Annotated in this window: 11 protein-coding genes and 1 pseudogene; 6 read left to right on the top strand and 6 right to left on the bottom strand. The window is 54.4% G+C overall.

The genetic code is table 11. The annotated features are described in order from the left end of the window. Window positions 1-44 precede the first annotated feature (44 nt). The gene (locus AC2TCY_RS15565; protein ID WP_480848702.1) at window positions 45-1,460 is read right to left on the bottom strand and encodes an aminotransferase class V-fold PLP-dependent enzyme; all 1,416 of its coding nucleotides are present in this window, start codon (window positions 1,458-1,460) and stop codon (window positions 45-47) included. A 103-nt stretch (window positions 1,461-1,563) separates the two neighbouring features. Here AC2TCY_RS15565 and AC2TCY_RS15570 point away from each other — a divergent pair, with 103 nt between their 5' ends. Then, on the top strand, window positions 1,564-2,025 hold the full coding sequence (locus tag AC2TCY_RS15570) for an Lrp/AsnC family transcriptional regulator (RefSeq protein WP_480848704.1): 462 nt from the start codon (window positions 1,564-1,566) through the stop codon (window positions 2,023-2,025). A 62-nt stretch (window positions 2,026-2,087) separates the two neighbouring features. Here AC2TCY_RS15570 and rpsD read toward each other — a convergent pair whose 3' ends face one another. From rpsD to AC2TCY_RS15590, 4 genes are all read right to left on the bottom strand, one after another. Further along, entirely contained in the window at window positions 2,088-2,708 is a 621-nt protein-coding gene (gene rpsD, locus AC2TCY_RS15575; RefSeq protein ID WP_039537647.1) for a 30S ribosomal protein S4, read from the bottom strand. A gap of 213 nt (window positions 2,709-2,921) precedes the next feature. Continuing rightward, window positions 2,922-3,428, bottom strand: coding sequence for a hypothetical protein (locus AC2TCY_RS15580; protein WP_480848706.1), 507 nt, complete (start codon window positions 3,426-3,428; stop codon window positions 2,922-2,924). Between the two features lie 1,077 nt (window positions 3,429-4,505). Continuing rightward, window positions 4,506-4,853, bottom strand: coding sequence for a hypothetical protein (locus tag AC2TCY_RS15585; protein WP_480848707.1), 348 nt, complete (start codon window positions 4,851-4,853; stop codon window positions 4,506-4,508). A gap of 437 nt (window positions 4,854-5,290) precedes the next feature. Further along, on the bottom strand, window positions 5,291-6,322 hold the full coding sequence (locus AC2TCY_RS15590; protein ID WP_480848709.1) for a LacI family DNA-binding transcriptional regulator: 1,032 nt from the start codon (window positions 6,320-6,322) through the stop codon (window positions 5,291-5,293). Between the two features lie 113 nt (window positions 6,323-6,435). Between AC2TCY_RS15590 and AC2TCY_RS15595 the strand changes: the two genes are divergently transcribed. Genes AC2TCY_RS15595 through AC2TCY_RS15615 form a run of 5 tightly spaced genes read left to right on the top strand, consistent with a single transcriptional unit; the run spans window position 6,436 to window position 12,390 of the window. Beyond that, window positions 6,436-7,947 carry a tripartite tricarboxylate transporter permease gene (locus AC2TCY_RS15595; protein ID WP_480848710.1) on the top strand — a complete coding sequence of 504 codons (1,512 nt, stop codon included), beginning with the start codon at window positions 6,436-6,438 and terminating at the stop codon, window positions 7,945-7,947. Further along, window positions 7,944-8,399, top strand: coding sequence for a tripartite tricarboxylate transporter TctB family protein (locus AC2TCY_RS15600; RefSeq protein ID WP_480848711.1), 456 nt, complete (start codon window positions 7,944-7,946; stop codon window positions 8,397-8,399). The genes AC2TCY_RS15595 and AC2TCY_RS15600 overlap by 4 nt, the downstream gene beginning before the upstream one ends. Window positions 8,400-8,441: 42 nt before the next feature. After that, window positions 8,442-9,401 (top strand): Bug family tripartite tricarboxylate transporter substrate binding protein, encoded by a 960-nt coding sequence (locus tag AC2TCY_RS15605; protein WP_480848713.1) that lies wholly within the window; start codon window positions 8,442-8,444, stop codon window positions 9,399-9,401. A 59-nt stretch (window positions 9,402-9,460) separates the two neighbouring features. Then, the gene (sauS, locus tag AC2TCY_RS15610) at window positions 9,461-10,882 is read left to right on the top strand and encodes an acylating sulfoacetaldehyde dehydrogenase (RefSeq protein WP_480848715.1); all 1,422 of its coding nucleotides are present in this window, start codon (window positions 9,461-9,463) and stop codon (window positions 10,880-10,882) included. Then, window positions 10,879-12,390 (top strand): AMP-binding protein, encoded by a 1,512-nt coding sequence (locus AC2TCY_RS15615; protein ID WP_480848716.1) that lies wholly within the window; start codon window positions 10,879-10,881, stop codon window positions 12,388-12,390. The genes sauS and AC2TCY_RS15615 overlap by 4 nt, the downstream gene beginning before the upstream one ends. 118 nt (window positions 12,391-12,508) lie before the next feature. Here the strand turns inward: AC2TCY_RS15615 and AC2TCY_RS15620 are convergent. Then, a pseudogene (locus tag AC2TCY_RS15620) lies at window positions 12,509-12,857 on the bottom strand (site-specific integrase); the annotation flags it as partial.

Raw genomic sequence — 12,857 nt, forward strand, 5'->3', positions numbered from 1 at the left:
CCCCTCATACCTGTCTCAACGGGTTGAGAAAAGCGGCAATTCCTTCAGGCCGCCTCGAAGCGGGCCGTTGCCGGATCGGCGGTGTAAAACGGCACGTATTCCTCGGTCCGTCGAGACAGATCATTGACACTGTCGATGATGAACTGGACCGTCTCTTCGCTCATGAGATAGGAAAAGTTCAGACGGACCCAACCTGGCTTTTTCATCTCTTCGCCTGCCGACAATGCAGCGTGCAATGCTTCGGAGGTCGCCCTGTCAATTCCCAACAGACGATGCGCATAAGGCCCGGCACAAGCGCAGCCGCCGCGGGCTTGAATGCCGTATATGTCGCTTAGCATCCGAGTGAACAATTGCTGATGTACCGGCTGCCCCGCCTTGTCGCACACTAGGAACGAAAAGATCGGCAGACGATGCGGGTTGTTCGTTCCGAGCAAGGTCAGATGCGGATTATTGCCCCACCCCTCCAGCGCCATCTGGTTGTACAGCGCTTCGCGTCTGGCAATTTCCTTGGTGCCGACGGCGTCCTTTACGATAAAGGCAAGCGCAGCCCGGATGTCACCGATCACATTGGGAGTTCCGGCTTCTTCGCGCGTCGCCAGGTTCGCGCTGTAATCGTGCCGCCAGGGCGAAACAAAGCTGACAGTGCCACCACCTGGCCAGCTGGGACAGGTTTTTTGGACGGCGCTGCCATTGACGATCAGCACACCAGACGCACCAGGCCCGCCGGGGAATTTATGCGGCGACACCACAATGGCATCCTTGCGCGCATCGTCCGGCCCCATATCCATGGGCAGGTAAGGCCCGCCACCGGCATAGTCCCAGACGGCCAAAGCGCCGTGTCTTTTCAGCAACCGTGTAACCGGATCAGGGTCGGTTATGACGCCAGTCACATTCGACGCCGCGGAAAAGGAACCGATTACCAGATCCGCATCAGCAGTTTCGATCAAAACCGCCTGCAGAGCGTTCAAATCCAACCCGCCCCCCGGCGCTTCGGGAATTTCGATCACACGCGCCTTGCTTTCACGCCAGGGCAAGATATTCGAGTGGTGTTCGTAAGGGCCTATCAAAACAACCGGCTGGTCAGCCTCCTGTACACCAAATAAGCTGACCAACCGGTTGAGCCCAGCAGTGGCACCAGACCCGGCGAAAATCACCGTATCCTCTCCCCTCGCGCCAACAATGCGGGCAATTTCGGATCGTGCCTCACGACGCAGACGCGTCATGTATGAACCGCAATAAGAGGCTTCGGTGTGACTGTTTGCGTAGAATGGCAACACGTGTTGGGAAACATAATCCTCAACCTGCCGCATAGCGCGACCCGAAGCAACGTAGTCCGCATACACTAGCGGCACGTCCCCATGCAGACCCGGGATCAGAACACTCTCTCCGATCAGTCCATCGCGCAGAGTTTTGTCGTGAGTAGCGGCTTGGATTTCCGCGCGGAAACTGGACAGGGTCATTTCATTGGCTCCATATTGCACTACCAAATATGATTGATATTCAGCGCAGAAACTTCACCGTTTCTTGCTGATTTTCCTCATTTTTTGTGTCATATGAGTTTAAATGAGCAAAAATTTAGATCAAATAGACACCCGCATCCTGAAGGAGCTGCAAAAGGATGCCACCTTGTCGCAACGCGAGCTGGCTGACAGGGTTGGCTTGTCTCAGAACGCTTGCTGGCGTCGTCTAAAGGCACTCAACGACGATGAAGTACTTCTGGGGTCAACTGCCAGAATCGCGCGAGAAAAGCTGGGGCTGAGCCTTGTGGTTTTTGTCATGCTGCGCACCCGGCATCACTCAGCCGAGTGGCTGCAGGCGTTTCGAAGCCATGTACTGACGATTCCAGAGGTGGTCGACTTCCATCGAATTGGCGGCGATTACGACTATCAACTGAAAGTGGTTACGCAGGATATGGCGTCTTACGACAAGGTCTACCAGCGCTTGATCGAAAAGGTCGAGCTGGACAGTGTGACATCGTATTTTGCAATGGAAGCAATTGCCGAGGGACGACCACTACCGCTTTAGGATCGCAAAAAGAAAAGGGCCGCGCAAACTGCGCAGCCCCAACGTCGGGATATCGGCGAAGATTAGTTCTTCGCGTAGAATTCGACGACCAGGTTCGGCTCCATGACGACCGGGTAAGGCACATCGCCCAGGCCGGGTGCGCGGACGAAAGTCGCGGTCATTTTGGAGTGGTCGGCGTCGATGTAGTCAGGCACATCACGTTCGGCCAGAGCGGCCGCTTCCAGAACAACAGCCAGTTGCTTGGATTTGTCGCGAACTTCGATCACGTCGCCTTCTTTGACACGATAGGACGGGATGTTCACTCGTTTGCCGTTCACTTTGACGTGGCCGTGGTTCACGAACTGACGAGCCGCGAAGACGGTCGGTACGAACTTGGCGCGATAGACGACGGCGTCCAGACGACGCTCCAGCAGACCGATCAGGTTTTCACCGGTGTCGCCTTTAACACGTTCGGCTTCGGCGTAGATGCGGCGGAACTGCTTCTCGGTCAGGTCGCCGTAGTAACCTTTCAGCTTCTGCTTGGCGCGCAGCTGCAGACCAAAGTCAGACAGTTTGCCCTTGCGGCGCTGACCGTGCTGGCCGGGGCCGTATTCACGACGGTTAACCGGGGATTTCGGACGACCCCAGATGTTTTCGCCCATCCGGCGGTCGATTTTGTACTTGGCAGACGTGCGTTTGGTCACGGCTGATCTCCTTCGTTTTGGTCGAAGCCCATGCGGGCCACTATGAAGGGCGTTGTCCTCTTGAGGTTTCCCCCATGACAGGTATCCCCTTGCGGGGGCCACCAACACCAATGAAGCCGCGCTTATATCTGCGCAATTGGTGGAGTCAACACGCCAAGTTTGACTATCAGCACTTCCGGAGCAAAAAGCTTGCTGGCGCACTTGCAGTCGCGTTTACTCCGCTGCCGTCAAGATCAGGGGTCGCGCCGTATTCATTTCAGACTCTGAAATCGTACGCAGAACAGGGAACGAGACGACAGTTTCGTCTGGCAAGTCCACGTTACCATTTTGCTCTGACAATTCTGAAACACGGCTGACCCAGAACTCCTGATCTCGCGCCGGGCAACCGTTTGTGAAGATCAACACGGGCATTTCTTCACCGTCGGCCCACACCAGATCTGCAACGAAACGTTGCGCGCCATTGGAAATTTCGACAAATGCCTGTTCAGTTCCAGAATGCTCTACCGAGGCAGCTTGAATTCGCTCAGATAGTGTTGCGACTGAACCCGCGTATACGGTTTGCTCAAAGCCAAGTGCTTCTGCTCCCGTCAATGCTAGTCCTCGACCACGCCATGACCATGCCGCTCCAACAGACAAGTGGGCCAGTGGCGCAGCCTCAAGCCCATCCAGTTCTGTTTGCGTCCAGGTAATTGCTGTTCGACCGTTATCCCCGGCTCTCATCTGCTCGCCTGCACCTTTCAACACCCCAACCGCTCACAGTTTGTGTGTATCAATGATGAATCCGGCAGAAAAGAGACGCAATTACAGCATTCACGAGAATGTTGCTTCAGAGTCAACTCAACTTGAGACTTCGGGCCTCAGGATACAACCTTTATGTGCAAAGAGACATTAGATTTCAACCCAAAATAGACGACCTCACTAATGCACGTCAGTTGGAAGCGGGCTACAGTTAACTCGGATACCTATTATACAATTTCAACCAGCAGAAAGTTGCAACCGTCTGGCTTGCAGCCGCAAAAAAGGAGCACAAAGCGCGACCTCGTCTCAGTGATGTATCAATATTGCAGTGCGTATATGGCAGCTGTCTGTTCGAAGAGGTGTATTTTGATCTTCTCCGTGTCACGAATTGGCCCATCACCTTTGTTACGCAGTTGTTTATTAACCTGAGTATGATGAAGCCCAGTGCCTCTGATCAATTCTCTCAACATCGCATACTTTCTCTGAAACCGATAAACATCTTTGTAGGGATAGCGTATCGGGGCGCCAAGTTGGCTTGTTCGAGGTAAGGGCATCAACAATGGCTCCCCCCTCTCCTTCGATCAGTCGCTTTATGGCGACTCGACTGATCTTCAACACTTGTGCAAGTTCACCTCGGCCCAGCCGAGTATCCGGATCTGAAATTTTTCTGATGATCCCTCCAAGGTCGATGAAAATAGCAGAAACCCCGGATGCTTGCTTCTCAACCTTTGGCGATCTCGAAGCCTAAACGCCCGGCAAAGCCCCTACAGTCAGACGTCAGTCTTCTCAGAGAGGGGGCCACCCCACCCCTCCCGCGAAAACGACAATCATTTTAGAAGTGCAGGCTGCCTGTTCGACAGGCTGCGACTCAGGCCACTCCGGACCTGTCTGTCCCTCGAACTGACCTGCTACGGATTTTAGTAATGACGATACCGTACGCAATTAAGCGTTCCCAGCCAATTGTTCCAGTTCATCTCCGCGAGGTGCGAATTCCGAGAGGTTCCAGAGGATATCATCCCAATTCTGTTTGCTACGAGGAATGAGCGACAAACCATGCCGTTACCACTCGTCAGTCAAGACACGCACCTCGTCGACGATGCCAGAGCTTTTGACCTGCCTCGCGAGTTTTCGTGTCTCAACTACGAACTTGTGTTGTCGAATTCGCTTTTCTGGTTTCACGATCAATACTGAAGTCGTGCCGCTATGCATACCGATGAGCAAATCAATGAAGTGAATGCGAAGCCGTCCAACATAATGCCAATCAAATCGAACCTGCTCTCTGGGTTCCTGCACATAAGGATCGGCATCCAGGACGACCGCCCATTTGTATTCAAGATCGGTTTCAATGACGACAACCCGTTGAACATCTCCGCGCGAGGCAACGACGTGGCCCGAAGTGTGTACCACTAGACAAAACTGGCGGTATTCGTTCTGCCGATGAGGGTGCAGGCATGCCTACGCCGATTGCTGGAAATGCCCAGCACAATCCTTTGAGGTAGTTGTGGCACGGTATGAGATTAGATTGAATGACCAAATTAAGGTGTCGTTCTCTGCAACAATGAAGGAAAGTTGCCCTTTCAAGGGGGTTGTTCTTGTGTTTATCGTCCAGATGCGTGCAGCCTACAGGCAGTTCGATAAAAGTAAGAGTGGAACACTTTTGTCTGCCATGGGCGGGAAGTGTGTGTTCACTGCAAGTTCAAAACAACTTCGCTGTGGTAACAAAACCGGACACTCAATACGCTTGAGATCCAGTTGCTCTAATACGCCACGGCAATTAGTCTCTGCGTTTCGGCAGACTTCCAAAATTTGGATGTTCCGGGCGATGACTTGCATTTCTTAGTTGCCTAAGAATTCGAAGCCAGACTTGTTGTTCCTCTAATAACGCGCTCTAACTCGCAGCAGATTCTAAAGGGCTTTGCATCGTCTGACGTAATGTAGTCGGTGAACTTTTCGCCAGCGAGTTTGCCGATGGTTTCTGCAGGGATGCGAATTGTAGTTAGCCCCGGTTCAACATCCGCGGATCCTTTGAAATCTCCGATCCCGATGATGGACAGGTCATCGGGAACTTTCAAACCAAGGTTTTGGGCCGCAAACAATGCGCCCTGCGCAATGACGTCATTCCCGCAAAGTAGAGCCGTGGGACGAGAGCGTTCAGTCAAAAGAGACATGGCTGCTTGCTTGGCTTGAGACACACTATATGGGGCTTCCGATTCATGCTCACTCGGAACGGAAATACCCATTTCGTTTAGCGCATCATGTACGGCAGAAAGCCGATTTTGCGCTCGGTCATTACCGGTGGTTTTAGGAAAGATCAGCCCGATGTCGCGGTGCCCCAAGGCCAGCAGATGTTCTGCCGCAAGACGCCCGGCCAACCGGTTGTCTGCCCCAACACACGGAAGGGCGGAATCCTCCGAATAATTCCAAATTGCAAGCGCCGGTACTTTCTGCTGTTCGATCAGCCGGGCGGTGGCTTCTGAATGCTCCAATCCGACCAGCGCCACTCCGTCCACACGATGCTCCAGCAGCTTGCGAACCATCGCGTATTCCCGATCGAGGTCATAACCATGTGATGCCAGCAACAGACTGAACCCGGCATTATCGATGGAATCCGAAAAAGCCTGAATGACCTCAGCAAAAATGGCGTGGTTTATCGTTGGCACCACTAGACCGATGGTGCCTGATCGTTTGCCATGCATCGTCTGTGCCGCCCGGTTTCGGATGTATCCAAGTCTCTGAACCGCCCTTTTGATCTTTTTTCGAGTCGCTGGGTTCACCAGATCTGGGTGGTTGAAGGTGCGAGAGACTGTGGACGGTGAAACTTTTGCGGCCTTTGCGACCGCCACAATATCCACCTTACCCTTTTGAAAATTAGCCATAATATTCTTCCGCCTGGTCGAATTTATGAAAACATTTGCAATACTATTTTCATGGCCTAACCTGATTTGTCAACAAAAGTAAAAGTGTGAACTGATGGGGTGGGAGGCCCTGAATGGAATTCATTTATTACTTCGGAGACGTATTCACACCGCTATCGTTTCTACTGCTGTTGAGTGGCACGATTGGAGGGCTAATCCTTGGTGCAACCCCGGGGCTGTCACCTACCATGGCAGTTGCCCTGCTGATACCGTTTACCTTCCAACTTGAGGCGGCGCAGGGACTGATCCTGTTGGGGGCGGCCTATACCTCGACTGTTGCCGGCGGCGCGGTTAGTGCCATTTTGCTCAAGATCCCCGGTGCACCAGCCAATATCGCAACGACATTGGATGGGCACACTATGGCCAAGCAGGGCCAGGGAGCGCGGGCGTTGCAGCTGTCTTTTCTGGCCTCGGCCGTGGGTGGCATCTTTGGTGTGCTCCTGTTGATTTTTCTGACCCCTGTACTGGCCAAATGGGCATTGGCTTTCGGCCCTTCGCACCTGTTCTGGCTGGCCATTCTGGGGGTGACGGTGATCGGTACACTGGATTCTGCCTCGGTGGTCAAAGGCCTGCTCTCGGGCTGTATCGGGTTGTGGCTGGCCACCATCGGGTTTGACGACATCATGGGCGCGCAACGGTTCATCTTTCATCCCGCTTTGGGCGGAGGCATCAACATCATTGCTGCGCTGATTGGTTTGTTTGCAATCCCTCAGGTTCTGACGATGTTTGCAAAAGGTCGCCACAACACCGGCGCCGAAGTCATCGAAGTGCAACGCCATTCGATACTGGCTGCGGTTCGAGAACTATTTACCCGCACCCGCGCGTTGAGCATCGGCACATTGACCGGTTCGATCATAGGTCTGATCCCGGGTGTTGGTGGACAGATCGCAGGTTTGGTTGCCTATGACCAATCCAAGAAATTCTCATCCGAAAAGGACAGGTTCGGCACAGGTCATTCCGAAGGCGTGATCGCTGCGGAATCCGCCAATAATGCGATGGTCGGACCGTCGCTGGTGCCATTATTGACCCTGTCGATCCCCGGCAGCCCTACTGCCGCGGTCCTGTTGGGTGGATTGCTGATCCATGGAATTTTCCCGGGCTCGGACCTGTTCGACAACCATCCTGATGTCGCTTGGACCTTCATCAACTCGATGCTGATCGGGCAGGTTCTGATGTGCATCTTCGGCCTCTATGTGGCGGGTCTTGCGGCCCGTGTGGCTCAGGTTCCGCAATCGGTTATGGCGGCCATCGTACTGGCGCTGTCAGTCTTCGGAGCTTATTCGGTTCAGGGGTCAATGGGTGATGTCTATGTCATGGCGTGCCTCGGCATCGGCATGTTCTTCCTGGAACGCTTTGGCTTCTCAGCCGCACCGTTGGTGTTGGGGTTGATCCTTGGACCAATCGCCGAGGCCAACTTCATTCAGGGCGGGATGATTGCGGACGCTACCGAAGGCAAGGCGGCTTACTTCCTGACCGGTGGATTGAACCTGCTGCTGATCGCTGTGGTGCTGGCATCGGTCGCATACTCGGTCTGGATGGAATTGCGTCATCGTCGCTACACCACCAAAGAGGAGGCACAGGCATGAACCGCTCGCAGCACGTATTCGGATCAGGTCTGGTATTTGCCGTCGGGCTTTGGGTGACGTGGGTCAGTTATACCCAGCAACCGGCCGAGGCGTTCCTGTTCCCGCGCCTGATCGCATCGGTCTTTGTGGTTCTGGCCGGATGGACATTCGGCAAGGCGGTGATGGGATTGTCCAAGGTCGGGAACGGTGTGACACGCTCGATGTTCATCAACATGCTGCCGGGTCTGATCGTAACGCTAATCTACGTTTTCTGGGGAGCCAAAACCCTGGGGTTCTACACTGCGACGGCAATCGCTTTCTTCACTCTGCTGTCAATTTACGATCCGGCTCCTCATTCCGAATCCAAAACTTGGATCAAGCGCGGCATCATCACAGCGGTTTTCATAGCGGTGATGTACGGGCTCTTTGGCATGCTTCTGAACGTCTACACGCCAAAGGAAATTCTGTTCTGACCGCACAGGATGCGGGTGAACTAATTTAGGGAGGAAACACAAATGAAACGAATGATTGCAGGGGCCGCTTTGGCCCTAATGAGTCTAACAGGCGCGGCGGTGGCCGAGGAATACCCCGAACGACCGATCATGATGATGGTCAGCTACGGCGCCGGTGGAGCAACTGATTTTCAGGCGCGGATTGTCACGATGACCTCGGGGAACGAGGATGCGCTGGGGATGCCCATTGCCATCATCAACAAACCTGGTGCGGGCGGGCGCGTTGGCTGGAACTGGTTTGCAACCCAGGCTGACCCGGATGGCTATACGCTGGCGGCCTATAACGTTCCGCATTTCATCGCCCAGTCGATCAAGGGCGGTGTGGAGTACTCGGCAGACAGTTTTGAACCCATTGCAAACTGGGGTGCAGATCCGGCAGTTTTCGTTGTTGGTGCGGACAGCCCGTTTAATTCTATGGACGATGTCGTCTCTTATTCTAAGGAAAATCCCGGCAAGCTGACTGTATCCGGAGCGGGACTTTTTGTGGGCCACCACATTGCCGCCCTTCAGATCGATAAGGCAGCGGGAACCAAGATGGCCTACATCCCGACTAAAGGCGGCGGGGCTGCAGCCATGAAAGCGGTTATTGCCGGTGAAGTCATGGGCGGTATCAACAACCTTTCGGATGCATTCCGTGCGCAAGAGGCAGGCAACGTAAAAATCCTGGGAGTTGCTGATCTGGAGCGCAACGCCTTCCTGCCGGATGTGCCTACGATGATGGAACAGGGGCTGGATGTCGACAATTCTTCGGTCAATTTCCGAGGCGTGATGGTGCCCAAGGGAACACCTCCTGAGGTGATAGAGAAACTGGCGGCCGCGGTCCCGGAAATGTTTGCCAACGATCGTGTAGCCAAAAAGATGCAGGCAGGCGGTTCGCCTATGCACATCATGACACGAGACGAAGTGATCGAGATGTGGGCGCAGCGTCAACAAACGCTGAATGAGTTATTGGCTGGCCTCTGATCCGGCCGAACCTTGCGGGGCGGAGTGGGTCCGCCCCGAACAAACAATCGAGGACCAAGATGAACGCTCAGGACGGGATTTCCCCCGAAATCGCTGAAGTAGACAGTATTGTAGCACGAGCGCGTACGGCCCAGGCAGCTTTCGAAACCGGTGGCAGTCAGGCGCTTTATGACAAAGCGGCACTTGCAGTGGGATGGGCCATCATGGAACCAGCACGCAATCGGTCGCTGGCCGAGACTGCTGTTGAAACCACTGGTCTTGGCAATGTGCCCGACAAGATCACTAAGAACCATCGCAAGACACTCGGTCTGCTGCGAGATATCGCTGACGCGAAAACCCACGGCATCATTAGTGACGATCCTATTACTGGTATTACCGAGATTGCGCGCCCTGTCGGTGTGATCGGCGCGGTTGTGCCGTCTACCAACCCGGCCGCGACGCCCGCGAACAACATCATCAATGCGCTAAAGGGCGGCAACTCCATTGTGGTGGCGCCCTCCCCCAAGGGCGTGGCATCCTGCGAGATGCTGCTTGGGTACATTCACACAGAATTCGACAAGCTGGGATTGGATCGCGATCTGGTTCAGATGATCCCAGCGCCGGGTTCAAAGGCCAAGACACAGCGACTAATGGAAACTGTCGATCGGGTGATCTGCACCGGAAGTCAAAACAACGTCCAACGTGCACAATCCTGTGGTACGCCAGCGGTCGCAGTTGGCGCTGGCAATGTCACAGTGATTGTGGACGAGACTGCCGATCTGCTTGCCGCCGCAGCCAAGATCACTGCATCAAAGTGTTTCGACAACGCAACGTCCTGTTCTTCTGAGAATGCGGTGATCGTGGTGGACGCGGTTTATGACGCCTTCGTCGCCGCAATGGCTGCCGAGGGCGGTGCATTGGTTCCGTCTTCCGGTGCAAGTGACATCGTCGCGCGGCTTTGGCCCGATGGTCATCTTAACCGTTCGGCCATAGCGCAGGACGCCGACAAGATGCTCGAAGCCCTGGGAATGACGGGTAAAGTACAAGAGGGGACCAAGTTTCTGGCGGTGGAAACCGACGGGATAGGCCCGGATCATCCTTTGTCAGGCGAAAAACTCAGCAGGGTATTGGCGCTCTACCGCGCAGCAGATTTTGACGAGGCCAAGGCTATTGCCACTCGCATTCTGGCACATCAGGGGGCCGGGCATTCGGTCGGCATCCATACTGATGACGACACGCGCGCAGTTAAGTTGGGACACGAGATGCCCACTTGTCGGGTCATTGTAAACCAGGCGCATACCTTTGCCACCGGCGGCAGTTTCACCAATGGAATGCCGTTTTCGCTCTCGATGGGGTGCGGCAGTTGGGGTGGGAATTCCATCGACACCAACCTGCATTGGCGGCATTTCGTCCAGACCACCAAGATCGTGCGTGAAATACCTCTGCGTGAACCCGGGCTGGAGGAGATTTTCGGCGACTATTGGTCGGAGGTTGGACAATGATGGAACCGCCCGAAGGAACCGTCCGCGACTGGTTGAACCAAAGAGCAAGTCAGGGCGGAATCGGGTTTGTTTTCCCCGACGGAGCACCGGATCTGAGCTGGGGTGAATTGCGCGAAACAGCCCACCGCATCGCAGTCATGTTAACCGGTATGGGTGTGGCAAAAGGGGAAAGCATAGCCATCCTCTACCCCAATAGCCGTGAAGCACTTGAGGTCCTTTTCGGTGTTCTCTACGGAGGATTCCGGGCAACGATGATTAACCTCATCGCTGGCGACAACGCCGTAGCCTATGCGCTGAAACACAGCGGCTCACGCTATGGCTTTGTGCATCCCGGACAAACGGATTTGTTCGAACGAACTGCTGATCCTGCCGAGATCACCTCGTTGCAAGTTGCAGATGCCAAGGATGCTGTTGGCGGTCTACATGACGTCACGCCCGGCGACCACGCGCTTTTAATGTATACATCGGGGACGACCGGTCGCCCAAAAGGCGTTGTCCACACTCATTCCAGCCTGCTGGCAGGTGGTTGGACGACAACTGTTGCTCATGAACTGACCGAGGCTGATCGCGGGTTTTGCGTTTTGCCGATCTACCATATCAACGGGCTGTGCGTGACAGTCATGGGAACATTGGTATCGGGCGGTTCGTTGGCGATGTGTGAACGATTTTCTGCCAGCCGGTTCTGGGACAATCTGGGGAAGGTCGAGGCAACCTGGTTTTCAGTCGTGCCAACCATAATTTCCCACTTGCTGCACTCCGACACCGGACCGGATATCCAAACCCGACAACGTGTTCGTTTCGGTCGATCCGCTTCTTCGGCTTTGGCACCGGACGTGCAGCGCGCGTTTGAAGATTGGTTCGAAATCCCAATCGTGGAAACTATGGGTCTTACCGAGACCGCCGCGCAAATTCTGTCTAACCCATTGCCTCCGGGTGTCCGCAAGATTGGATCTCCGGGCATCGCTTACGGAAATGAGGCGGCAATTTTTGACGCGAGCCTTCGACATATTGCGCACGGAACGGAAGGCGAATTAGTCATACGTGGACCGAATGTGATGCTGGAGTACTTAAAAGACCCGGATGCCACTGCAGGTACATTTACTTCCGATGGCTGGTTGCGAACCGGTGATTTGGCGCGCATGGACAAGGATGGTTACGTTTTTGTCACTGGACGGTTGAAGGAACTAATCATCAAGGGCGGTGAAAACATTGCACCACGTGAGATCGACGAAGCGCTTTATTCTCACCCCGATGTAGTTGAAGCCGCGGCTTTTGCACGCCCCTGCGACAGCTATGGCGAAACCGTCGAGGCGGCCGTAAGAATTCGCGAAGGATCTGAATTGACGCCGCAAGACCTGTCGAAGATTTGCCAAACCCAATTAGGTCGCTTCAAGTCTCCCGATGAAGTTCATATCTTGCCGGATCTGCCAAAAGGGCCATCGGGAAAAATTCAAAGAAACAGAATACTTGAGATCGTTAATGGGAAGACTGGTAACTCAAAGAGGTGATAATCTGTGACACTACTTGTTAGAAATCCAAGTGTTTGTGTTGGCGTAGCCGCACTGCAGCACTAACAGGGTGACCTAATGTCCGGTTCGGGCCGCCCGTGAAGGCGGCCCGGAGACATTAGATTTCAATAGCTTCCGCTACGGTTAAGGCGCCCTCAAGCTCAACGCCGAGATACCGAACTGTGCTGTCCATCTTAGTATGGCTGAGCAAGAGTTGTACTGCGCGCAGGTTTCCCGTTTTCTTGTGGATCTCGGTGATTTTGGTTCATCGCATTGAAGTGCCGTAAGCGCTCGCCTCCAACCCAATAGACGTCACCCAATCACGTACGATCCGAGCGTACTGGCGGGTGGAGATATGCAGGCGCTCATAAAAACACCCGGGCCACAGATATTCAGATCCGACCATGAGTCCGTCTTCCATCCACTGCTCGACGGAGGCGCGCGTCCCTTCAGATATTTCGAAGCGC

Source organism: Ruegeria sp. HKCCD7181, assembly GCF_057221055.1.